Source organism: Streptococcus vicugnae, assembly GCF_016461705.1.
Lineage (GTDB): Bacteria > Bacillota > Bacilli > Lactobacillales > Streptococcaceae > Streptococcus > Streptococcus vicugnae.
Map to the genome: position 1 here is coordinate 379214 of NZ_JAEMHW010000002.1, position 22958 is coordinate 402171.

Consider the following 22958-nt stretch of genomic DNA (forward strand, 5'->3'; position numbering starts at 1 on the left):
TTATTAATACCTACTTGATATAGCATGCTTAATGTCATCATTCGTTTGTGAAAATAATACTCCGATAAAAATTAAAAATGGATTATAGAAAATATCGAAAAACTGTGGATCCCAAATTGAATGAAGTATTAAAATCATAAAGCAAACTGAATATGTAATGGTTCTATATGGATTCTTATATCCCAATATAATATAAGAAATAATTAAGAAAAGAAGAATTACAACTCCATAGGTGAGTAAAATCCTCAAAAACGAAGAATCAATAAAATTATAACTTTCGTCATACTTAAGAACAGTACCACTAACTTTCGTTCCTATTACTTCAACTTCTTGTCCAAACAACTTGATTCCATAATTATTAATCGCTTCATATCCTAATCTCAGACGATTATTTAAAATACTATCTAATAATTTAAATAAATTTGATTTTGTTCCATAAAGAATCGATAACGCAATCGGAACTATTGCACTTATTAATAGTAACCACCTATCAGTAAAATTCGTAAGCCAGTTTTTAAATTCAGGTTTAATTTTAAATAATTTTAAAAATAAAACTAAAATAATTGCTAAAGTTCCTAAATAAAATGCAGAATCAGTATTAGTTTTCACATACAAATAAAAACTAATTGCAAACAAGAACAATAGTTCTCTAAATCTTATTTTATTGCCTCTTACATATAAATATGCTAACTCCAAATGAAAGAATAAATTGGGAGCATAGGTAATGTAATTATATCCGAGAGCATTACGATAACTACCGCCTGAGATAGCATAGTAATTTGGAAGTACTCCTGACCAGTATCCAATAAATACTAAAACTAATAAGAAACTCAAAACTCCACAGAAATATTTAATCACATTTCTGATATCAACATTTTTTGTTGATAAAATTAGTAAAAAGAAGTAACTTAAATACTTTAAATTATTCGAAGAAATGGCACTCACTATTATTAATACTGTTAGCAAACTTGACTTCACTAAACTATTAAAGGAGAAACTTCTATCAATAACAACTTTTGCTAATAATAGTATGACACAAAGGTAATAATAATAATTCACAAAAGTCTGAAATAACGGAAACACCGTTGGAATAGTTGAAACACTCAAAATCTTACCAATTAAATAAAAACTATAACTAAGTATATAAAGAAATTCAGGAACTCTTATCTTTAATTTCATAAAATTCAATTACTCCTTATTAAATTCTTTTTACACTTCAAAACTTGATTTATTAGGTAATAATTGATTCAAAGCTGCATTTACATCTTTTTGAATAGTCTCAAAGTTACCGATATCTAAGCTATCATTTATGCACAACATTTTACATTTCTGCGGATTTTTTAGTGTTTCAATAATTAATTCTTTATTATTAGGCAATACAGTATATTTAGAGAATTTGATATTTCTTGGTTCAAATTCGCCTTTCATCAACTGCCAGTCTCTCATTAACCAAGGACTAACATTTCTCTTATCCCTAAATTTACATTTACATGTATCATGGAGCGCATCAAATTCTTTGTTCCAAACTTCAGAAAAAGTTGATTTTTTAAAAGGTATCGGCGAATGAGGCTCATAAATCCCATTTATAGCAGACCAGTTAGAGAATACTAATGTTCTCAATAAAAGTTTTCCTGAAAGTGGTGAAAACCATTTTTTCTTATTCTTTTTTATGTCTCCCATACCAAAGTGTTTATTAATAATCTCTAAGTTATTTACAACTATTGGTGCTATTCCATTGGGCTTAATTACAAATGGCGTTAAAGCTGCAATATCTCTTGTCTTTCCATTAACAAAGAAATCTTCCTTCTTAGTTTCTTGTATAACAAACATATCATCATTAAACTCAATAAAGTTTTCAGATAAGTTAGGAATTCTGTGCATGTTCAACTCTATTGTATGTGAATTAAAAGTTGGTAAATATTCTTTTGGAATAAAATCTTCATGTCTGACAACATTTAATTTAGGATTTTTTAAATTTAACCACTTGGGTAAATGTCCATAGGTTACAAAATGTATCTTATTAACCCATGGCATGAAATTTTCAATTCCTCTAAAAATATACTGTAAATTATCCCAGTCTCTAAATCGAATTTCACTTGTGGTAGAGTCAATTCTTTTTTCTTTAGGAAGATATTTATTCTTTTCCTCCTGCCACTCTTTATCATTACCATCAACCCACAATAATACAATATCCACTTTGTTATCAGTTTCCATTACATATTATCCTCTTCCAATATCTTATAATGTGTTTTACGGCTATCCTCAGGAGGTAACTCCATATAATCTCCATATGTGTATTTCAAATACTCGTGATAGTTATCAAATCCAATAAGTTCAATATCTTCAAACTTATATTTTGTTCCCTCACCATACCATTCTTTTGGAACTATCTCACGTGTTCTATAAGCTCCCATGATATTACCTATGTAATTAGAATTATCAATATTTTGATGTGAAAGTAATCTATCAATTTTCTCTTTTTCGTTATATGGATTAATTATTTTTTCAAAAGGAATTTTTTCCATTACCCAAAGAAAAGCACTTTCTAGTTTTCCACGTTTTCGCTTCCTATCGATTGAATCTTTATAATGCAATGACATTAATGCTCTGTGGGTCAATACTCTAAAATAATATATTTTCCTAAGTAATTTATTATTTGGGGTACCATCAATTGGAAAAATATCAATTGATGCAAAAGTAAACTTCGAGTCATTACCGATACGTTCCTCAATTACCTTAACGTTTGTATCTTGAACCCTTGTAATATAATATTGATATGATGGGGTATTCTTGTAGTTAACAATTTGTAGGTGACTAGGTAGCTCATCTTCTGCAACTTTCAAAAATTTCTCATAGTCCTTACGAGGCATTCCCAAATCAATATCATCATCCCATGGAATAAAACCGCCGTGACGAATCGCACCAAGCATCGTACCGCCAAGCATAAAATATTTTAAATCATATTTTTCAAAAACTTCAATGACACTCTTTACTATTTCTAAATCAATTTTATGTAATTTTTCAATTGGTTCCATGGTTATCCCTTTACTTATTCAAATCTTTTTTTATCTGTGTTGTAGAAATTTCAGGCGTGCGTGGTAAATAGACAACTTCTACACCTTCTTCTTCAAGAAAGTCAAATTTACCTTTCCAGTCATCCCCCATGACAAATGTATCGATATGATACTCATGAACATCAGATTTTTTTTGCTCCCAGCTTGTTTCAGGAATGACAAGGTCTACATAACGAACAGCTTCAACTAGGGCTTTACGTTGTTCGTAACTGAAATAACATTTCTTCTGTTTCTCATTCCAATTAAATTCATCTGATGAAATAACAACAACAAGATAATCTCCTAAAGCTTTAGCTCGTTTTAAAAGATTAATATGTCCATAATGTAGAAGGTCAAATGTTCCATAGGTAATCACACGTTTCATCTCGTTTCCCCTTTTATTTTTTAGTATTGTATTTTCAAAAGTGATATCTAAAATTGATTTTTCACATTCAGATTTCTTATCTCGATTCATCAATTCTTTTACTACTTGAGCTGGATTACAGCCTTTATTAATAATATCGTTGACGGCAAAAATAATTGGAAGTTCAATCTGATAAGTATCTGATAATTCTAAAGCTGCTGGCAGCGCATTAACGCCCTCTACAACCATTTGAACTTTATCCAGTGCTTCTTGAACTGAGTGTCCTTGACCAATGAGTTGCCCAGCTTTATTATTACGGCTATGTTTGCTAGTTGCTGTAACGATTAGATCACCAACACCAGCAAGTCCCTCAAAAGTGCTTTCTAAACATCCCATCGCTAAACCTAAACGTTTAATTTCAGACATTCCTCTTGTAATTAACGCTGCCTTAGCATTGTCACCATAACCTAGTCCTTGAGAAATTCCTGCAGCTAGTGCTACAATATTTTTTAGCGCCCCACATAGTTCAACGCCTTTGATGTCATTATTAGTATAAACACGTAGGTTTTCACTCATAAAAATATCTTGAACCAATTTAGCAACGGTTTCATTTTCACAAGCAGATACTATGGTAGTTGGCAAGTCAAGTGCAACTTCCTCAGCATGTGTAGGACCAGATAAAGCTACAACTTCAATGTTATCATGTTTCCCATCTTTCTTTATTTCAGTTGTAATCACTTCTGATAACATATAGTGAGTTTTTTTCTCGATTCCTTTAGCTACATCAACAATTATTTGATTTTTAGGAATAAACTCCCGAATTTTTGCTGCTGTCTCACGTACAAATACAGATGGCACGGCAAATAAAATGATATCTCTTTTTTTACAAACTTCTTCAATTGATTTTGTAAAAACAATATTATCTGGAATAACCATGTCAGGCAATCTATTATTTTGACGTGTTTCTACTAATTCATCAATTTCTGATGGGATAGCTGACCAAACGGTCACATTATTCCCGTTCAATGAAAGTATACGTGCTAAAGCTAATCCCCATGTTCCAGCACCAATAACACCTATTGAAAACAATTAATCAAACTCCCCAAACAATCCTTCGTACTCATCAACAATAAAATCCCAACTAAAGTGTTCTTGGACTTGTTTTGTTGACAGTCTATCTAATTCATCAATTTGTTCTTGTGATAAAGTTTCAGATTCCTCAATAACATTGTGAAGATTATCTTTATCCCAATAAATCGCTCCATTTTCACCAACTTCTTTATTAAATCCTACATTTAATAAAAGATTCAATTTAGTTGAAGATAATGCTTCTAATAATGATGGATTAGTTCCACCAACTTCATGACCGTGGAAGTAAGCAAATGCATTTTCACGAATATATTTAAGAAGTTCTTGATTATAAACAGTTCCTACAAATTTAATGCGAGAGTCTTTGTCAAAACCTGTTTCTTTTTTCAGTTTTTCGTAAAAGGCATTTTGTTCAACATTAGTAATCAATACAAAATCTTTTTTTGTATTTGACTTCATAAACTCTCGAAGCATTGCCTCATAGTTATTTTCTGGAACGAATCGTCCAACAACAAGGTAATAATTATTCTCTGAAACTCCCTTTTCTGAAAACCATTCACGTACGACACGGTCTTTTGAAGAGAGACTAGATTTTTCAAGCTCTGTTCCATAAGCAATATACGTTGTCTTTGGTGAATATTTTTTATAGTCATTTTGAATATATTTTTCAATATTCTTGCTATCACATACCAATAAGTCGGCATGTTTTACCATTAACGACTCAGAAACTTTCCAATAACGACGAACAGGTGCACTCCATTTTTGACGCATCCATTCATGTCCATCTGGATTAACAAATAATTGACCACCAAGAGAGTGGATTTGCTTTTTAAAATGATTAATGAATGGTCCTATGCGACAAGCTAAAACATAAAAGATTGGATTAACATCACCATTTTCTTTTGCAATTTCAATCGACTTGTTTAGAGCAGCGATGTCATAGGCAATTGCTCGCGCTGGACCAATATTTGGCACATCAATATTAAAACAAGTTGCTCCATTATGTTCAAAAATATCATCTGTGATATTTGACTTAGTAGAGTTTTCTCGCATACATGCCACATAATATTTGATATTTTTATCTTTTTGATTTTCAGTTAGTTTTTCTACAAAGGTTTCAAACCCACCGTATTTAGCAGGTATCCCTTTAGAACCTATAATATAGACACTTTTCATTTTCACTCAATTATCCTTCATCCACTTCTTCACGCACACATTCCAAAGCCGCTTCGATGACTTTGTGCATGTCATAATAACGATATTGTCCAAGTCGCCCACCAAAAATAACATTTCCTTGCGCATCTGCGAGTTTCTTATATTCTTGGTAAAGATTATTATTACGATCGTTATTTACTGGGTAGTAAGGCTCATCACCTTTTTCCCAAGTTTTAGGATGTTCTTTCGTGATAATAGTTTTCTCTTGAGTTCCGAATTCAAAGTGTTTATGTTCGATAATACGAGTGTATGGTGTTTCAGAATCTGTGTAGTTAACGACAGCATTCCCTTGGTAATTTTCCATATCAAGGAGTTCTGTTTCAAAACGAAGGCTGCGGTATTCTAACTCACCAAGTTGATAATCAAAGAATTGATCAATCATTCCTGTAAAGACAATTTTAGGAAATTCTTTCAAATAGCCATCTTTGTTATCAAAGAAATCTACGCCAGTTTCGACATCAATATTATCATGTGCTAGCATTTTTTCAATGATTTGTGTATAACCACCAATTGGAATACCTTGGTAAGTATCATTGAAGTAGTTATTGTCATAAGTCAAACGAACTGGCAAGCGGCGAATGATAAAGGCTGGCAATTCAGTACAAGCTTTACCCCATTGTTTTTCAGTGTAATCTTTGACAAGCTTTTCGTAAATATCTGTTCCCACAAGTGAAATAGCTTGTTCTTCTAAATTTTCAGGCTCTTTTCCGTTAAGAACGGCACGTTGTTCATCAATTTTAGCCTGTGCTTCTGCTGGTGTTACAACTCCCCAAAGTTTATTGAACGTATTCATATTGAAAGGAAGATTATAAATTTCACCTTTATAATTAGCAATCGGAGAATTTGTATAACGATTAAATTCTGCAAATTGATTAATGTAATTCCAGATTTCCTTATCAGAAGTATGGAAAATATGTGCGCCATATTCATGCACTTGAATACCTTCTACTTCTTTAGTATAGATATTCCCTGCAATATGATCACGTTTTTCAATAACTTTAACTTTTTTTCCTTTTTTAGCAGCTTCGTGTGCAAAAATCGCGCCGAATAACCCTGAACCGACAACTAAATAATCATAATTTGACATAAAATCTCCTATTTTTTCATATAATGTAGTAAGTACATAGTAAATTCTTCTTTTAGCAACAATCCTACTAAGCCGTAAATCAGCCCAAAAATAATAGCCGAAATAACTAGCACCATAAAGAGTGAAGAAATATTACTAATAAATAATGTATTTGCTATTAAAACAAGAATAGTAGCTAATAAAGTAGATATGATATTTTTACATAATTTGACATTAGCCACAATTTCTTTCAAAAAGTCACGTAATACATAGATTTGATAGCTTGTGACAAAGAATTCAGCAACTAAGGTACCAAATGCCGCACCTGAGGCTCCAAATCTAGGGATAAAAATAGCATTTATTATTAGATTGACAATCGCACCAAGGGAAACCGATTTTAAGACATCATTTTCTCTATCCATTGGAACTAATATTTGAATACCTAATAAATTTGAAATTCCTATAAAGAAAAGTGTAGGCATAATAATTTGCATAGGAAGTATTGAACCTGTATAGGCATCACCTGACAAAAAATAAATACCTTCCTTAGCAAAAACTGAAAAATAGACCCACAAAGGGATTGATACAAAACATACAAATTGTAAAGAACGAACGGTTAATTCTTTAAATTCTTTAGTCTTTCCTTCCTTAATGTAAAAAGATAATCTAGGAAGAAGAACAGCTCCCATAGACGTTACCAAACTAACAAGTATTGTTTTTATTTTTACAGCAGCATTATAATATCCTACTGCTTCATCACCTTTCATAAATCCAAGCATTACTGAATCAAGATTAGTATATACAGTAGTTGCAATAGTCATCATAAAAAAACTAAAAATAGGTTTTATATGTTGACTAAGGTTCATATTAGGATACCATTTTAGATTAAGAAAACGTCGTAAGTTAATAAAATTAAAGAAGTTAGATCCGACACTTGCCAAAATAGTAATTGCACCATAAATGACATAGTCGCTTTTTTGATGTACCATCAAGAACATTAAAACAAGTGAAACTAATTTCAAAAGAATTGATCTGATTGTGATATAAGAATACTGCTCCAATGCTTTATACAGCCACTCACAGCCAATCAAATTAAAGAATAGAGTAGCAATATTAATCATAAATAGAACCTTATCTTGTGCCATACGAGGTACTAAGATTATGGCAATAATATAGACAAGCATTGATAATCCCATCGCAACAGAATTTATCACCATAATTTCTTGAACAGTTTTTGATAATTTGTTTCTGTCACTTCTAACTTTTGCACATGCCCTAATACCATAGGTTGGAATTCCTAACATACCAACCATTGAAAAATATGAAACTATTGACGTTGCAAAAGCAACTTTACCTGTTCCGACAGGCAAAAGAACACGTGATACATATGGAAAAGTTATCAATGGGAAAATAAAATTTGACATAGTCAGAATAAAATTCATAACTATGTTTAATTTTACGGAGCTTCTTTTCCTATTTTTTTCTACTATCAACTCTACCTACTTCCCTCTCTTTTTAGTACGACTCCAAATGTTTTGGCAATAATTTTAATATCTTCACTGATGCTCCAGTTTTGGATATACTTCATATCAAGTGCCACGACTTCTTCAAAGTCGGTAATGTCACTACGACCGCTAACTTGCCATAAGCCAGTGATTCCTGGTTTGGTTGTTAAGCGTTTGAAATGATGTAACTCATAGTGATGATACTCATCAAGCGTTGGTGGACGTGTGCCCACAACAGACATTTCACCTTTTAGGACATTGATAAATTGTGGTAATTCATCAAGTGACCAATCACGTAACTTATGTCCAAATGGGAAGATACGAGGGTCATCTTCCATCTTAAACATTAAGTCAGTATCCAAATCATTTTGTGCTAGTAATTCTTTTTTGCGTTCTTCGGCATCGGTGTACATGCTTCTAAATTTGTAAATTTCAAAAACTTTACCGTTTTTACCGACACGTTTTTGTTTGAAAATTAGAGGTCCTGGTGATTGTTTCTTAACTATCGGTGTGATAACAATGGCTACAATCCCAGTGATCACTAAGCCAACTAAAGCCATTGCAATATCCATAAGACGTTTTAAAGCAATCTGACGGAATTTCACAATATTAAATGCTGTCGTTATGAAGGTCGTATCACCAAGTTTTTTAAGAACACTATTTCCAACATAGAAGTCCGAATAATTCCCAACAGCAACTGTCGTTGGAATTCCCAATAATTTTAAACAATGAGCAAATTCTATAAAATCATCTTGGTGATTTCTGGCAACAAATATCTCGTCAACTTGGTGATTTGCCACAAAATCTCTAATTTCTTTAGTACTTTTTAAGATAGGCTGTGAAATGTCAGGATTATCACGACGACTGATATAAGCAGCGATATGGTAATTGGAATTATTAAGTTCTTTAATGACTTCCTTACCATTCGTAAAATCTGTAACAAACAATACCTGTTTAATATCCGTTGCATGACTTTTGAAAAGACTCTTAACTAAAATACGTCCAATGAAGACAAAAAGACTTACTAGAATAAATATTTGCCCCAAGAAGAAATAAGACATCTGTGAAATGTCATGGATAAAACGAATTTTACCAAGCGTCAGTACAAAAGTAAACAAAACTAAAACTTTCATACCATAAATTACAGATGCTTTCAATTCTTTTAAATAACCACGATTTGTAATTGAAGAGTATTCATCGTTCAAGACACTAACGATTACAACCAAAATTCCAAAAACAACTGCAAAGAATTTACTATCAAAAAGGTGATAAGGATAAAATTGCGCTAAGATGAGGTAACTTACCACTAAAGCCACAATATCCGACAAAAGGTAATAAACTTTCTTTTTCGAATCTTCGCTATACATATAACTCCCTGTTCCCTACTCTATGGTAAAAGTATCAGCTATTTTTTTCGTTTACCTCTACCATTTTTTGATTTTTCGTCACTTTTTCCGTAATCGCCATAGCTACCATACCCACCGTAACTACCATATGAACCATACTTATCTAAGTGAATATCATATTTATTCAAAATAACGCCAAGGAACACTGAACCACTTTGTTCCAATTGTTCCTTTAGTTTTGTAACTGTACGACGTTTATCAGCTCCCGCTTTTACTACAAGCAAGCTAGCATCTGAATGGTGTGCTAGGATAGCAGCATCAATAACCAAACCAAGCGGTGGTGTATCAATGATAACATAGTCGTAAAGTCCACGAACAGTTTCAACCATCGCTTTGAAGTTATCATTTTGAATCAATGATGTCGGATTTGGTGGGACTTGCCCAGCAGGGATAATCATCAAATTATCAACATTTGTGTCACAAATAACATCTGACAATTCTGCATTTCCAGATAAGAAACTTGTTAACCCTTGATAACGTCCATTAGATTTAAACGTTCCTGACATGACTGAATTACGTGTATCAGCATCAATCAAAAGTGTCCGAAAGCCAGCACGCGCAAAAGAAATTGCAAGGTTAACAGACGTTGTTGATTTTCCTTCGCCAGGTTGAGCAGAAGTCAACGTGATTACTTTTAAAGCACGTCCACTAAATTGAATATTGGTACGGATAGAATTGTAATATTCCTCCATAGATTTAACCATTTGAGCTTTAGCTCTCACTAATTCTAATTGTGGCATTACAATTTTTCTCCTTATAATTTATCAATATCTGGTACAACTCCTAAAAGTGTCATACCAAGCACTTCTTCGACGTCTTCTGGACGACGAACACGATCATCAAGCACTTCAAGCACAAGAATACCAACGATAGCCAAAAAGCCACCAACAAGTGCACCTAAAGCAGCATTGCGTTTGATATTTGGTGATGATGGTTTGCTAGCGACTTCGGCAGCCTCTAAAGTTGTTACATCATCTACCTTGGTTACAGATTTGATTTTTTCAGCAGCAACTTCACGAATCGTATTAGCGATATCAGCTGCTTCTTGTGCATCTGTATCTTCAACAGAGATTGAAATGACACGTGTATCTGTTGGAATATCTACAGAAATCATATCTGATAATTCACTTGTTGAAAGAGAAAGATTTTCTTGGCTAATGACAGATGACAAAACTTCATTTGACGTAATGACTTCTTTATAGTCATTAACAAGATAAGAACCTGCTTGCAAATCTTGATTAGTCAAGTTGCTATCACTACTTCGGCTCACAACATAAATACGAGTTGTTGATGTGTACTTAGGTTTGATAAAAAAGATACTACCAAGCAAAGCTACTGTCCCGACAACTAGAGCAATAAAAATAATGAAAAATTTTCTACTCCAAAGTTTTCTTAGCAAGTAGAGGATATCAATCTCGATACTTGCATTATCATTTGAATTCATATTAACTCCTATAAATCTTTATTTTCTAATAAGGTTTGAGGATTTCCCTCGAAAAGAGCATAAGCTCTATTTGGTCCAAAATCTTTTGTAATGATTTCCCTAGCTTCGCCCATAAATGGCGGTCTTGGTCCGAGATTATGCATGTCACTTGCGACACAATGAACAAGATTTTTTTCCAAGAAATAACGTGCTCTTTTTTTGAATTGACGGTATTTATCACCGAACAATTTTGGTTTGAGAACATGTGAGCTATTAATTTGTGTATAACACCCCATGTTAATCAATTCCTTAACACGTTCTTCATTAAATTCAAGCGCATTATAGCGTTCGATATGAGCAACAACTGGTGTGATTCCAAGCATAATCACGTTGCTAAGTGCTGTGTGAATCTCTTTCCATGGTGTTGTCATACTAAACTCAATCAATGCAAAACGTGTATCGTTCATTCTTGGAACTTGATGATGTTCCAGTCTTTCCAGAATATCGCTACTATAGTAGAGTTCGCCACCATATAAGATTTCTAAGCCTTCATATTTGGCTTCAGCAGCTTCTTTGACATGACTAAAATTAGCAAAAATCTTATCTTCTGGTGTTTCAAACATTCCTTTGCGACGATGTGACGTTGAGACAATCGTACGCACGCCCTGACGATAACTTTCCCCAATCAAACCTAAACTTTCTTCAATAGTAGTTGGTCCGTCATCTACATCAAAAACAATATGCGAATGAATATCAATCATCTACTTACCTTCCATAACATCTTTAATGGCTTGTGATGCACTTGCTACACTAGAATCATCCAACTGAATCATATAAAGGCTTGCAGTTGGCATGGCATAAGAAGTCAACTCTCCTGTTGAACCTGTACCAGTTACTTCTTGTGATGTAATTGTAAATTTCTTACCTGAATCAAGCTGAGCATTAGCAAGGCTCATCATTGTATCTAATGAAATATCCGTTTGAACAGAATCCTGCAAGGTAGAAATAATTGTTGAGTAATTTGAAATTGAACTAAATGATGTTAATTTATTAATGATTGCTTGAATAACCTTAAGTTGATTATTTCCACGGTCATAGTCACCATTTGTAAGACTGTAACGTTCACGAACAAAACCTAGAGCTTCTTCTCCTGAACTCAAATTAACATTACCAACTTCAAAATTATAATTACCATGGAGACTTGTAAATGCCTGATCGTTATAAACTGTTACACCACCAACAGCATCAATAAGACTCACAAATGATGTAAAGTTGATACGGGCATAATAATCAATATCAATACCATAAAGATTTTCTAGTGTCTTTTCAGATGTTTCAATACCATAGATACCAGCGTGTGTCAGTTTATCGTATTGATCTGCACCACCGTCTGGAATTTGAACATATGAGTCACGTGGTGTTGTTGTCATCAAAATCTTGTGCGTATTCATATTAACTGTCAAGATGATATTAACATCTGAACGTGAAACGGTTGAAATAGAACCGTAGGTATCAATACCACTAATATAAATGTTAAAGACATTAGCATCAGATGATTTTGCTTCGCTTGAAACACTCTTCTTAATTTTATAAGTATAAATTGTTTTCAAGTTTGATTCGTAATCATCATATGATAGCTCAAGCAAACTTGAATAAGCACTGTTCAAAACCATTGCTTGACTTGAACCATTAATCAAATTTTCATAAGCGGCTTGATAAGAATCTACTGTTTCTGTCGCTAAATCAACACCTTTGTCAGATTTGATTTGTGAGATTAAGGCATCAATGTTACTACCGTCAGCATTAATCGGTGCTTGAACACTTGATAATTCTGTCACATCTGAAATAGAACTATCTGCTGGCACCACAACACTCATCTTAATTTCTGAATATGAGGCTGATTTATTCATATCATTAGCCACATCAACCAATGATTTAAAAGCAAATAAAGAAATAGCTGAAATAATAGCGAAAACAACCATAAAAACAGTTGTCAAAACCTTCCCTTTTTTTAGAATAGTCAAGACTAAACCTATTAAAAACACTGCAGCTAGAACAAGAGTATAAATAAGGTTTATATGACGAAATGCCAGAATATTATGTGTATACATGACATATATTGTAATTCCTGATAAAAGAGTGTACAAGAATAAGAGTGAACTATTAACAATAGATAGACTACTAAAATGAATCTGCTTACGTGAGTTCTCACGCTGCCGATTACGGCGTGATTGGGTCGACATTTTTAACTCCATTTTTTCTTAGTGATTATTAACATTCTAGCACTTTATAAATTTTATTTCAATTTCTAAATTTTTTGAAATATTGTAGTAAATATATATCTAACAATTAAAAAATAGATAGAAAACAACTTATTTCTCATAAAAATTCCTTTTAAAAGAGAAGATTCGGCTTTTAAAAAGAATTCTAATACAATTTATCAACTATTTATCTTTACAAAAATTTACAAACTGTCAACAAATTATTATCTTGCGGGATTTGCGATTTTGAGCTAAACTAAGGCTATGAGAATACAACAATTACATTACATCGTTAAAATCGTGGAAACGGGCAGTATGAATGAAGCTGCCAAGCAACTCTTTATTACTCAACCAAGTTTGTCAAATGCTGTTCGTGATTTGGAACGTGAGATGGGGATTGAAATTTTTATTCGAAATCCTAAAGGAATTACCTTAACAAAAGATGGTGTCGAATTTCTATCTTATGCGCGTCAAATCCTTGAACAGACTGCACTTCTTGAGGAACGTTACAAGAGTAAAAATACCAATCGTGAACTCTTTAGTGTCTCTGCTCAACACTATGCTTTTGTGGTCAATGCTTTCGTTTCTTTACTCAAGGGAACTGATATGTCACGTTATGAACTCTTTCTTCGTGAAACCCGAACATATGAAATCATCGATGACGTCAAAAATTTTCGTTCAGAAATCGGAGTACTATTCTTAAACAGCTATAACCGCGACGTTTTGACTAAGATGTTTGACGACAATCACTTGACTTATACAAGTCTTTTTAAGACACGTCCACACATTTTCGTCAGCAAAAACAACCCGTTAGCTGAGAAAAAACTCGTGACTATGGAAGATCTTGAAGATTTCCCTTACCTAAGCTACGATCAAGGAATTCACAACTCATTCTACTTCTCTGAAGAGATTCTATCTCAAATTCCGCACAAAAAATCAATCGTTGTTAGTGACCGTGCTACACTGTTCAATCTTTTGATTGGTCTTGATGGCTATACCATTGCGACTGGTATCTTAAACAGCAACTTAAACGGAGATGATATTGTATCTATTCCACTTGATGTTGAAGATATGATTGATATTGTCTACATTCGCCACGAAAAAGCTAACCTTTCTAAAATGGGCGAACGTTTCATTGACTATCTTTTGGAAGAAACAACCTTTTAAGAGTATGTAAAAACGCCAATGATTATAAAATCATTGGCGTTTTTGATAAGATATTATGAAAGGTTAATCTTCCAGTTCTGCTATTTCACGTTTAGACTTGAAAGAATATCACTTTCAAGTCTAATCGGAAATGGAAGCCCCTTTGTTATCACACTTTGAACCAGAAATAAACGAATAGCTGTCGACATATCAAGACCTAGTTCTCGGTAGATTTTTGAAGCTTCATTTCTTAGCTCATCATCGATGTCGATTTTGATTAATGACATACCGCCCACCTCTTTTCTGAATATTCTGATAACTGTATTATAGCACATTTTTTTCCGTTGGAAACACTTATTTATCATTTTTATGGTATGATGTGAGCTTTTTGGCATCTTTTCGTTCCAAATAACCAAAATACCACTTGGAAAATTTCCAAGTGGTATTTTTCAATCCTTCAGTTCTTCTTTGATCATCTCATTAACACTATCAAAATAGAAATTTTCTTTATCATATTTGACACCAGCATAAATAGCTAAGTCGATGATTTTGTCTAAGAAGGCTTGCGACGAGAAATTTGTTGTTCGATGTAACTCTTCTTCATCAAAAGGTTTGATGAGGTGAGCTAGAGGATTTCTGACTGATTTTTCAAATTGACGAAGTTCTACGATTAGTTCTTTAATATGCTCTGGAAGCTGACTGTATTGTAAAAGCTCCGCTAAACTACGAGACGTTACCTTTGCATCACGACGAGTGGTTAGATATTTGTGAAAAATAGCATAATCGCTCTGCTTCATTTCCGCAAAAAGCCAAGTATCATATTGGTCATTCTTGGCATCATGAATAAAGCCCTCAAGATTTGGAATATCACGTTTAGCCAAGCGGTAAAAGAGTCGGTAAAGAATTGGGCTAACAGAGCGCACAAAATCGATAATGTTACCATCTCTGACCTTAGCCTCCAAGTCCATGATGTAATTAGCCAGCTGCTCTTCGCGGTGATGGTTAGCTATTATATCGAAGTCATAGCGACGTAAAATAGCTCGATTTTCAGCTTGATGTGCAAAGGCAAAATCAATATTTAGTTCACGGCGTTCTTTTAGCATTTCTAAAAGATAGCGGCTTTGCGTTGGAAAATTCACTTGCTGCTCTGCTATTTTCCAAGCGTGATTATAAGCATAGACATCCAAAAGGATGTCTATTGTCTCATAAATCTCCTGCATTAATCAGCAATAAGAGTCTCAAGACCAACTTTCATCATGTCAGTGAAAGTTGTTTGGCGTTCTTGAGCTGTTGTGTCTTCATCAGCAACAAGGCTATCAGAGATTGTCATGATACCAAGTGCTTGAACACCGTGTTTTGCAGCGAGATAGTAAAGAGCAGCAGCTTCCATCTCAACAGCTTTAACACCAAGTTGACCAAGTTTGACGTTGTTTGCAGCAAAGTCTGAGTAAAAAGCATCAACTGACAAGACGCTACCAACATGAGTTGTCATGCCAAGGTCTTGTGCAATGTGATATGCTTTATCAAGCAAAGTGAAATCAGCGATTTGTGGGAAATCGTATTGTGGCCATTCGTTTTTAATCATGCTTGAAGTTGTTGCAGCAGCTTGTGCCAAAACAAGTTCACGCACGTGAACGTCTTTGTTAAGTGAACCTGCTGTTCCAACACGGATTAATTTTTTAACACCGTATGATTGGATTAATTCAGTCGCGTAAATTGAGATTGATGGCATACCCATACCTGTTCCCATAACGCTGACACGATGACCTTTGTAAGTTCCTGTAAAACCAAGCATACCACGAACATTATTAAAGCAGACAGCATCTTCTAAAAAGTTTTCTGCGATGAATTTTGCACGGAGAGGATCTCCTGGAAGTAAGATTTTATCTGCGATTTCGCCTTGTTTGGCTTCGATATGGATTGACATAAAAATTCCTTTCAATACGTTTAAAAATATTATTTATACAAACAGCTACCGCTACCGCAATGAGTAAAACTGGCAAAGCTTGTAAATTTTGCCCTGTAAATGAGACAACTAATCCGACTGCTGTTAAGGGAGCATTCATTGTAATCCCTAAAAAGACACTTGATCCAATTAGCATGGCTGAGTTCATCGAAATATCTGGAAAAACTAACTGACAAAGCACAGCAAATAGAAATCCTAAAACTGCCCCCATTGAAAACGATGGTGTCAAGGTACCTCCGTATGCGCCATTTTTTAGCGTCAATAAGACAAGACAAGCTTTGATGATAAGAATAGGAATAGCATAAGATACAGCCATGCCATCAAAAACAGCTTGCGCCAAAGCTCCTCCATTCCCCAAAATCTCTGGAAAATAGAGGGCAGCACTAGCTAAAAGTAAGAAAGTTAAAGGTAACTTCCACAAGATAGCCTCATGAGTCTCTTTTTTAACTTGTGCTTTTTGCGTCAGACGTCGAAAACCTTCTGCAAGTGGCGTGACAAGTACTGCTACCAAGACGGCTAACAGACAAGTGGCAAGATTAAGTGAAACTTGACCACCATGATAAAGGGGTGCATCCGATATAACGAGCCCTGCGATAAGGCTAGCAAAAATACTTGTCAGAGACACAGCCATAACATTCTTCAATGAGAGCCCAACACCTAAAGTCTCAAAAGCAAAAAAGATGCTAGCAATTGGTACTTGATAAACTGCTGAGAGACCAGCTGAGGCCCCACAAGCAATTGCAAGGCGTCTATCAGGCAAGTTTAAACGCATATAATCAGAAATACGACCTGCTCCAAGTGCCCCAAGCTCTCGTGGCGCTCCTTCTTTTCCAATCGGAGATCCCGCACCAACCGAAGCTACCTGTAAGAGAATATTCATCAAGTGAATCCCTAAAGCTGGACGTTCAGAACATGGATTATCTGCTTTCATCTGAGATTTAACAGAGATAATGCGACGATTTTTTCGTTGCAACATATACCAGATTGATGCTGAAATAATCCCAGCAACAACAATCATTAGAAATTGTCTCTGAGAAATAGCTAGCACTTTTGTCTCTTCACCATGCCCTAAAACAACCTTCTCGACCAATTCTAAGAATTCATGAAGTAAAATACCGCCTAACCCAGCAACAAGACTCGTTGTAAGCAAGACTACTCCAAAACGTAAACAGTAGCTAAAATTTTGAAATCGATTATTTTGTAATGGCATTTAAAAATTGTTCTAAAACATGACTTATTTCAAGTTAGCTAAAAATAGTTATTTTGAAAGTAAGGGCATATAAGGTCTTCAAAAACGAAGACCTCATGTGTTTGTTTTTTGCGTTTTATAGAATAAAATGATTAAAGTTCTGCCAAAACAGCTTTAACAAGTGTTTTGAAATCTTCTTTAATTTGTTGTGTTACAGCAACCACTTCTTCGTGGTTAAGTGAACTTTGGAAACCAGCTGCATGGTTTGTAATAGCAGAAATTCCCAAGACTTTCAAACCAGAGTGTGCGGCAACAATAACTTCTGGAACTGTTGACATACCAACTGCATCAGCACCAAGTGTTTGGAAAGCACGAATTTCAGCAGGTGTTTCGTAACAAGGACCTGATACACCAAGGTAGACACCTTCATCAAGTTTGATACCGATTTTTTCTGCCACTTTGTGAGCAATAGCACGATAGTCTGCTGTATAAGCATCAGACATATCTGGAAAACGTGGTCCAAAGTCATCAAGGTTTGCACCAATCAGTGGATTTTGACCAGTCATGTTGATGTGATCAGAGATTGCCATCAATGTTCCAGGACCAAAGCCGATTCCTCCAGCAGCATTTGTCACGATAAGTCCTTTACAACCAAGAGCTTTCATCACACGAACTGGGAAAGTTACCAATTCCATTGGGTTTCCTTCATAAAAGTGGAAACGACCTTGAAGAGCAAGAACTTTGTGACCACCAAGATCACCATAAACCAATTGTCCTGCGTGTCCTGCTACTGTTGATTTACCCCAGTTTGGGATTTTTTCATATGGAATAACAACAGCATTTTCAATTTCTTCAGCAAGCTCGCCTAAACCTGAACCAAGGATTAATCCAAATTCTGGAGCATCACAGGCTTGTGACACTAGAAACTGACGAGCTTCTTCAATTTTTTCAATAATGGTAGACATATTTAACCTCTTATACTAATTTATCTAAGAATGATTGACCAATCATTGCTTTTTCAACACCAAAGTTTTCAGCAATTGTTGCTGAGATGTCCGCAAAATGTCCGACTGGCAAGACACCATTTCCTTTGAATGATGGGCTGTAAGCCAAAAGTGGAATATATTCACGTGTGTGGTCTGTTCCTGTGTAAGTTGGATCATTACCGTGGTCAGCAGTAATCAATAGAAGGTCATCTTCCTTCATGTTTTCTAAGATTTCTGGCATACGTTTGTCAAAATCTTCCAAGCAATCACGGTAACCTTGAGCGTTACGACGGTGACCATACATCGCGTCGAAGTCCACTAGGTTTGTAAATGACAAACCTTTTGTGAATTCAGGCAACTGCATTGTTTTAAGAAGAGTATCAACACCGTGCATGTTTGATTTATTGTGACCCATATCATTTGTGATACCTGAACCGTTGAAGATATCATTGATTTTACCAACACCGTAAGTTGGTACTCCAGCGTCAGCTAATTTGTTAAGAACAGTTGGTCCAAATGGCGACAATGCATAGTCACGACGGTTAGCTGTACGTGTGAAGTTTCCAGGTTCTCCAACGTATGGACGCGCAATGATACGACCAAGAAGTGCTGGACGTACTAGTGTGATTGAACGTGCGTATTCACAGATTTTGTAAAGTTCTTCTACTGGGATAACGTCTTCGTGGGCTGCGATTTGAAGAACTGGGTCAGCTGATGTGTAGATAATCAATTCGCCAGTTTCCATTTGACGTGGTCCAAAATCATCAATAACTGCTGTTCCTGAATATGGCTTATTAGCTTCACGAATGACTTTACGACCTGAAAATTCTTCAATTTTTGTCAAAATGTCTTCTGGGAATCCACCAAGGAAAGTATCAAATGGTTCTGTAATATTAAGTCCCATAATTTCCCAGTGACCAGTCATTGTGTCTTTACCAAGTGACACTTCTTCAAGTTTAGTTGCATAACCTGTTGGTTGAGCTTCAGCTGGAACAGTTTTTAAAGGTGTTTCACGAGGAATATTTCCAAGTCCAACTTTAGCCATGTTTGGAACATTAAGTCCAACGGTTTTTGAAATGTGACCAAGTGTATCTGAAGCACCATCTGGCACACCAGCATTGACAAAGTTGTTAGCATCTGGTGCAGCACCGATACCAACTGAATCAAGCACAACAAGGTGAATACGATTAAATGTTGACATATTTTTCCTACTCTAGGGTGGTTACGGTTGGCACCCAAAACCTCCTAATCAATATCTTAGCAATAATGATTAGAAATAATAATTCTTTGATAACATACAAACAGGAGACTATCGGCCATACATCAGTCAAAACATCTCCTGTAAACTTTCTTATTTAGCTTCTAAAATTTTAACGCCATCTTTTCCGGCAACGATAACTTTATTAACCATACCATTGAAAAGACCATGTTCAACAACACCGACCATGGCTTTCAATTCTTTACCAAGTTCGACTGGATTTTCAATGACACCAAGGTCAAGGTCGATGATATAGTTTTTCATATCAGTGACAAAGCGTTCGCCGTTTGCCATGCGGTATGATGGTTTGTAACCTTTTTTCTCAAATTCACGGAAAATGCGGTCAGCACCATATTGAACAACTTCAACTGGCAATTTGAAAGCACCAAGTTTATCGACTAATTTAGATTCATCGACAACCCAGATATATTCTTTACTTGGTGTTGCAACGATTTTTTCCATAAGAAGGGCACCACCGCCACCTTTGATACCATTGAAGTTGCTATCAACTTCGTCAGCACCGTCAACAGTAACGTCGATAACATCAATGTCATCAACAGCTTTCAAAGGAATACCAAGGCCTTCTGCTTGAGCAGTTGTTTGACTTGAAGTTGTGACACCAACAACTTTAAGACCTTCTTCTTTCATACGACGTCCAATTTCTTCAACGAAGAAATAAGCTGTTGAACCAGTTCCAAGTCCAACGACCATACCGTCTTTAACATACTGGGCAGCTGTGACACCAGCCATTTTTTTAAGTTTTTCCATAACAACCTCACCTAATTTATATAAAAAACAAAAAATACCTATTTCCAACTATCTATTATATCATGATTTGGGGTGTTTTTGCTAGGATTGATTGCTAGAGAATGTAAACTTCTCTCAATTTTTCTTTTGTGAAAATTCGAAAAATTATCTTTCTTCTGCCTTTACTTGAATAATCGCTTTAAGTTGCTTGAAAGGGGCTTTTGCGTTACAATTAAATAAGATTTATTTTGAAAAAAATGTAACAAAAATAGATAGGAATGAATGGTAATGATAACAAAGGAATTCGATACAATTGCTGCGATTTCTACACCACTTGGTGAAGGGGCAATTGGTATTGTCAGACTTTCTGGGACAGATGCGCTAGCTATTGCCCAAAAAGTATATCATGGAAAAGACCTTAGCAAGGTTGCCTCTCACACTATCAACTATGGTCATATTGTAGATCCTGATAATGATGAAATTCTTGATGAGGTAATGGTGTCTGTTATGTTGGCACCAAAGACTTTCACACGTGAAAACGTGATTGAAATCAACACACACGGTGGTGTTGCTGTCACTAATGAAATCTTGCAATTGGTTTTACGCCAAGGAGCTCGTCTTGCTGAACCTGGTGAATTTACCAAACGTGCATTTTTGAATGGCCGTGTTGATTTAACACAAGCTGAAGCTGTCATGGATATTATCCGTGCCAAAACTGATAAAGCAATGAATATTGCTGTTAAACAACTGGATGGTTCACTGTCAAAACTCATCAACGATACGCGTCAAGAAATCCTTAATACATTAGCTCAAGTTGAAGTAAACATTGACTATCCTGAATACGATGATGTTGAAGAAATGACAACAGCATTGATTCGCGAAAAAACACAAGAATTCCAAGAACTTTTGGAAAATCTCTTGCGCACTGCAAAACGTGGTAAAATTCTTCGTGAAGGTTTGTCTACTGCTATCATTGGACGTCCAAACGTTGGTAAATCAAGCCTTTTGAACAATCTTCTTCGCGAAGATAAAGCCATCGTTACAGATATCGAAGGAACAACCCGTGATGTGATTGAAGAATACGTGAACATCAAAGGTGTACCTTTGAAATTGGTCGATACAGCTGGTATCCGTGAAACTGATGACGTGGTTGAAAAAATTGGTGTGGAACGTTCTAAAAAAGCTCTCGAAGAAGCTGATTTGGTTCTTCTTGTCCTTAACAGTTCTGAACCACTCACTGATCAAGACCGTGCACTTCTTGAACTAAGTAAAAATAGTAACCGCATCATCTTGCTTAACAAGACAGACTTGCCAGAAAAAATTGAAGCTGATCAATTACCTGATGATGTCATTCGCATCTCAGTGCTTAAAAATCAAAACATTGATTTGATTGAAGAACGTATCAATCAACTCTTCTTTGATAATGCTGGTATTGTTGAAAAAGATGCCACATATCTGTCAAACGCTCGTCATATTGCTTTGATTGAAAAAGCTGTTCAAAGCCTTCAATCTGTTAACGAAGGACTTGAAGCTGGAATGCCAGTCGACCTTCTACAAATTGATTTAACACGCTGTTGGGAAATTCTCGGTGAAATCACTGGTGATGCTGCTCCTGATGAACTCATCACAAAACTCTTCACACAATTCTGTCTTGGAAAATAGGAAAAACTCGCCAAATATGGCGAGTTTTTTAATACCTATTTTTCTAAAATACTTTTAACTCGTTTTTGAAGTTCTGGGATGACTTCTGCTTCAAACCAAGGATTCTTACGTTGCCAGATGTTATTTCGTGGTGATGGATGAACCAATGGAAAAAATTCTGGTAGGTAATCTTGATAGTGTCTTACAGTTTCTGTTAATTTTGCCGAAGATTTTTGGTGCAAGTAATAACGCTGCGCATAAAAACCTACTAAAATATGTAATTCAATATCTGGAGCCAAAGCTAAAGTACGTTTATGCCATTTATCAGCAAACCCCTTACGAGGCGCTAAATCACCAGATTTTCCCTTACCAGGAAAATAATAATCCATTGGAACCACAGCAAAAAGTCCTGATTCATAAAAAGTTTCTCGGTCAACACCAAGCCATTTTCGCAAATTATCACCACTTGGGTCATTCCAATACAGTCCCGACTCTTGCGCACGAATGCCAGGAGCTTGTCCAACAATATTAATTCGAGCTGTTTTTGGAACGGTAAAAAGTGGCTTAATGCCTTGCTCGGTGTATGAAGCATTTTGCTCATCAGCCATAATATCAGCCATCAATTGTTCAAGGCTGTCCATAT

General features: G+C 35.1%; 22 protein-coding genes and 1 pseudogene. 2 read left to right on the forward strand and 21 right to left on the reverse strand.

The annotated features are described in order from the left end of the window. Positions 1–3: 3 nt before the first annotated feature. The 13 genes and pseudogenes from JG537_RS05465 to cpsA form a co-directional block, all read right to left on the reverse strand. Positions 4–1179 carry a hypothetical protein gene (locus tag JG537_RS05465; protein WP_199544204.1) on the reverse strand — a complete coding sequence of 392 codons (1176 nt, stop codon included), beginning with the start codon at positions 1177–1179 and terminating at the stop codon, positions 4–6. Positions 1180–1209: 30 nt separating this feature from the next. After that, positions 1210–2214 carry a Stealth CR1 domain-containing protein gene (locus tag JG537_RS05470; protein ID WP_199544539.1) on the reverse strand — a complete coding sequence of 335 codons (1005 nt, stop codon included), beginning with the start codon at positions 2212–2214 and terminating at the stop codon, positions 1210–1212. Further along, complete coding sequence (locus JG537_RS05475; protein WP_199544206.1) at positions 2214–3035, reverse strand: LicD family protein; 822 nt, start codon at positions 3033–3035, stop codon at positions 2214–2216. Before JG537_RS05475 ends, JG537_RS05470 begins: the two co-directional genes overlap by 1 nt. Before the next feature lie 10 nt (positions 3036–3045). After that, complete coding sequence (gene tagD, locus JG537_RS09750; protein ID WP_043878653.1) at positions 3046–3438, reverse strand: glycerol-3-phosphate cytidylyltransferase; 393 nt, start codon at positions 3436–3438, stop codon at positions 3046–3048. Between the two features lie 57 nt (positions 3439–3495). Further along, a pseudogene (locus JG537_RS05480) lies at positions 3496–4506 on the reverse strand (NAD(P)H-dependent glycerol-3-phosphate dehydrogenase); the annotation flags it as partial. Next, positions 4507–5682 (reverse strand): beta 1-4 rhamnosyltransferase Cps2T, encoded by a 1176-nt coding sequence (gene cps2T / locus JG537_RS05485; protein WP_199544540.1) that lies wholly within the window; start codon positions 5680–5682, stop codon positions 4507–4509. It abuts the pseudogene before it with no gap. A 10-nt stretch (positions 5683–5692) separates the two neighbouring features. After that, positions 5693–6808 carry a UDP-galactopyranose mutase gene (gene glf, locus JG537_RS05490; protein ID WP_199544211.1) on the reverse strand — a complete coding sequence of 372 codons (1116 nt, stop codon included), beginning with the start codon at positions 6806–6808 and terminating at the stop codon, positions 5693–5695. Between the two features lie 8 nt (positions 6809–6816). Next, positions 6817–8229: a flippase gene (locus JG537_RS05495; protein ID WP_199544543.1), complete on the reverse strand. Its 1413-nt coding sequence runs from the start codon at positions 8227–8229 to the stop codon at positions 6817–6819. Between the two features lie 53 nt (positions 8230–8282). Then, positions 8283–9659, reverse strand: coding sequence for a sugar transferase (locus JG537_RS05500; protein WP_199544213.1), 1377 nt, complete (start codon positions 9657–9659; stop codon positions 8283–8285). 38 nt (positions 9660–9697) lie between these two features. Continuing rightward, on the reverse strand, positions 9698–10438 hold the full coding sequence (locus JG537_RS05505) for a tyrosine-protein kinase (protein WP_132869837.1): 741 nt from the start codon (positions 10436–10438) through the stop codon (positions 9698–9700). Between the two features lie 14 nt (positions 10439–10452). Further along, a complete protein-coding gene (locus JG537_RS05510; protein ID WP_132869836.1) occupies positions 10453–11142 on the reverse strand; it encodes a Wzz/FepE/Etk N-terminal domain-containing protein in 690 nt (229 codons plus the stop codon). Between the two features lie 8 nt (positions 11143–11150). After that, positions 11151–11882 carry a capsular polysaccharide biosynthesis protein Cps4B gene (cps4B, locus tag JG537_RS05515; protein ID WP_132869835.1) on the reverse strand — a complete coding sequence of 244 codons (732 nt, stop codon included), beginning with the start codon at positions 11880–11882 and terminating at the stop codon, positions 11151–11153. Then, positions 11883–13364 carry an LCP family glycopolymer transferase CpsA gene (cpsA, locus tag JG537_RS05520; RefSeq protein ID WP_199544215.1) on the reverse strand — a complete coding sequence of 494 codons (1482 nt, stop codon included), beginning with the start codon at positions 13362–13364 and terminating at the stop codon, positions 11883–11885. A gap of 282 nt (positions 13365–13646) precedes the next feature. Between cpsA and JG537_RS05525 the strand changes: the two genes are divergently transcribed. Beyond that, on the forward strand, positions 13647–14549 hold the full coding sequence (locus tag JG537_RS05525; protein ID WP_074482092.1) for a LysR family transcriptional regulator: 903 nt from the start codon (positions 13647–13649) through the stop codon (positions 14547–14549). Positions 14550–14629: 80 nt separating this feature from the next. On the opposite strand, the gene JG537_RS05530 is transcribed toward JG537_RS05525, so the two are convergent. The 7 genes from JG537_RS05530 to rpiA all read right to left on the reverse strand — a co-directional run bounded on the left by JG537_RS05530 (position 14630) and on the right by rpiA (position 20695). After that, a complete protein-coding gene (locus JG537_RS05530) occupies positions 14630–14815 on the reverse strand; it encodes a type II toxin-antitoxin system RelB/DinJ family antitoxin (protein WP_199544217.1) in 186 nt (61 codons plus the stop codon). Positions 14816–14977: 162 nt separating this feature from the next. Then, positions 14978–15748: a LytR family transcriptional regulator gene (locus tag JG537_RS05535; protein WP_132868796.1), complete on the reverse strand. Its 771-nt coding sequence runs from the start codon at positions 15746–15748 to the stop codon at positions 14978–14980. Beyond that, entirely contained in the window at positions 15748–16455 is a 708-nt protein-coding gene (gene deoD / locus JG537_RS05540) for a purine-nucleoside phosphorylase (protein WP_074482089.1), read from the reverse strand. Before deoD ends, JG537_RS05535 begins: the two co-directional genes overlap by 1 nt. Then, positions 16412–17644: a chloride channel protein gene (locus JG537_RS05545; RefSeq protein ID WP_246454322.1), complete on the reverse strand. Its 1233-nt coding sequence runs from the start codon at positions 17642–17644 to the stop codon at positions 16412–16414. The genes deoD and JG537_RS05545 overlap by 44 nt, the downstream gene beginning before the upstream one ends. A 191-nt stretch (positions 17645–17835) precedes the next feature. Further along, positions 17836–18648 carry a purine-nucleoside phosphorylase gene (locus JG537_RS05550; RefSeq protein WP_074482086.1) on the reverse strand — a complete coding sequence of 271 codons (813 nt, stop codon included), beginning with the start codon at positions 18646–18648 and terminating at the stop codon, positions 17836–17838. A 10-nt stretch (positions 18649–18658) separates the two neighbouring features. Then, positions 18659–19870: a phosphopentomutase gene (locus JG537_RS05555; protein ID WP_199544228.1), complete on the reverse strand. Its 1212-nt coding sequence runs from the start codon at positions 19868–19870 to the stop codon at positions 18659–18661. 150 nt (positions 19871–20020) lie between these two features. Then, on the reverse strand, positions 20021–20695 hold the full coding sequence (gene rpiA, locus JG537_RS05560; RefSeq protein WP_074482084.1) for a ribose-5-phosphate isomerase RpiA: 675 nt from the start codon (positions 20693–20695) through the stop codon (positions 20021–20023). A 267-nt stretch (positions 20696–20962) separates the two neighbouring features. Here rpiA and mnmE point away from each other — a divergent pair, with 267 nt between their 5' ends. Continuing rightward, entirely contained in the window at positions 20963–22336 is a 1374-nt protein-coding gene (gene mnmE / locus JG537_RS05565; RefSeq protein WP_132868792.1) for a tRNA uridine-5-carboxymethylaminomethyl(34) synthesis GTPase MnmE, read from the forward strand. Positions 22337–22371: 35 nt separating this feature from the next. On the opposite strand, the gene JG537_RS05570 is transcribed toward mnmE, so the two are convergent. Beyond that, the gene (locus JG537_RS05570; RefSeq protein ID WP_199544230.1) at positions 22372–22956 is read right to left on the reverse strand and encodes a uracil-DNA glycosylase family protein; all 585 of its coding nucleotides are present in this window, start codon (positions 22954–22956) and stop codon (positions 22372–22374) included. Positions 22957–22958: the final 2 nt, after the last annotated feature.

Excerpts from the sequence above, each read along its gene's own strand:
- JG537_RS05495 (WP_199544543.1), bottom strand. The coding sequence starts at position 8,229 with ATGAATTTTATTCTGACTATGTCAAATTTTATTTTCCCATTGATAACT.
- JG537_RS05505 (WP_132869837.1), bottom strand. The coding sequence starts at position 10,438 with ATGCCACAATTAGAATTAGTGAGAGCTAAAGCTCAAATGGTTAAATCT.
- JG537_RS05510 (WP_132869836.1), bottom strand. The coding sequence starts at position 11,142 with ATGAATTCAAATGATAATGCAAGTATCGAGATTGATATCCTCTACTTG.
- JG537_RS05465 (WP_199544204.1), bottom strand. The coding sequence starts at position 1,179 with ATGAAATTAAAGATAAGAGTTCCTGAATTTCTTTATATACTTAGTTAT.
- tagD (WP_043878653.1), bottom strand. The coding sequence starts at position 3,438 with ATGAAACGTGTGATTACCTATGGAACATTTGACCTTCTACATTATGGA.
- JG537_RS05475 (WP_199544206.1), bottom strand. The coding sequence starts at position 3,035 with ATGGAACCAATTGAAAAATTACATAAAATTGATTTAGAAATAGTAAAG.
- JG537_RS05500 (WP_199544213.1), bottom strand. The coding sequence starts at position 9,659 with ATGTATAGCGAAGATTCGAAAAAGAAAGTTTATTACCTTTTGTCGGAT.
- deoD (WP_074482089.1), bottom strand. The coding sequence starts at position 16,455 with ATGTCAATCCATATCGAAGCCAAACAAGGCGAAATCGCAGATAAAATC.
- JG537_RS05550 (WP_074482086.1), bottom strand. The coding sequence starts at position 18,648 with ATGTCTACCATTATTGAAAAAATTGAAGAAGCTCGTCAGTTTCTAGTG.
- glf (WP_199544211.1), bottom strand. The coding sequence starts at position 6,808 with ATGTCAAATTATGATTATTTAGTTGTCGGTTCAGGGTTATTCGGCGCG.
- cps2T (WP_199544540.1), bottom strand. The coding sequence starts at position 5,682 with ATGAAAAGTGTCTATATTATAGGTTCTAAAGGGATACCTGCTAAATAC.
- JG537_RS05470 (WP_199544539.1), bottom strand. The coding sequence starts at position 2,214 with ATGGAAACTGATAACAAAGTGGATATTGTATTATTGTGGGTTGATGGT.
- mnmE (WP_132868792.1), top strand. The coding sequence starts at position 20,963 with ATGATAACAAAGGAATTCGATACAATTGCTGCGATTTCTACACCACTT.
- JG537_RS05530 (WP_199544217.1), bottom strand. The coding sequence starts at position 14,815 with ATGTCATTAATCAAAATCGACATCGATGATGAGCTAAGAAATGAAGCT.
- JG537_RS05525 (WP_074482092.1), top strand. The coding sequence starts at position 13,647 with ATGAGAATACAACAATTACATTACATCGTTAAAATCGTGGAAACGGGC.
- rpiA (WP_074482084.1), bottom strand. The coding sequence starts at position 20,695 with ATGGAAAAACTTAAAAAAATGGCTGGTGTCACAGCTGCCCAGTATGTT.
- JG537_RS05570 (WP_199544230.1), bottom strand. The coding sequence starts at position 22,956 with ATGGACAGCCTTGAACAATTGATGGCTGATATTATGGCTGATGAGCAA.
- JG537_RS05535 (WP_132868796.1), bottom strand. The coding sequence starts at position 15,748 with ATGCAGGAGATTTATGAGACAATAGACATCCTTTTGGATGTCTATGCT.
- cps4B (WP_132869835.1), bottom strand. The coding sequence starts at position 11,882 with ATGATTGATATTCATTCGCATATTGTTTTTGATGTAGATGACGGACCA.
- JG537_RS05555 (WP_199544228.1), bottom strand. The coding sequence starts at position 19,870 with ATGTCAACATTTAATCGTATTCACCTTGTTGTGCTTGATTCAGTTGGT.
- cpsA (WP_199544215.1), bottom strand. The coding sequence starts at position 13,364 with ATGTCGACCCAATCACGCCGTAATCGGCAGCGTGAGAACTCACGTAAG.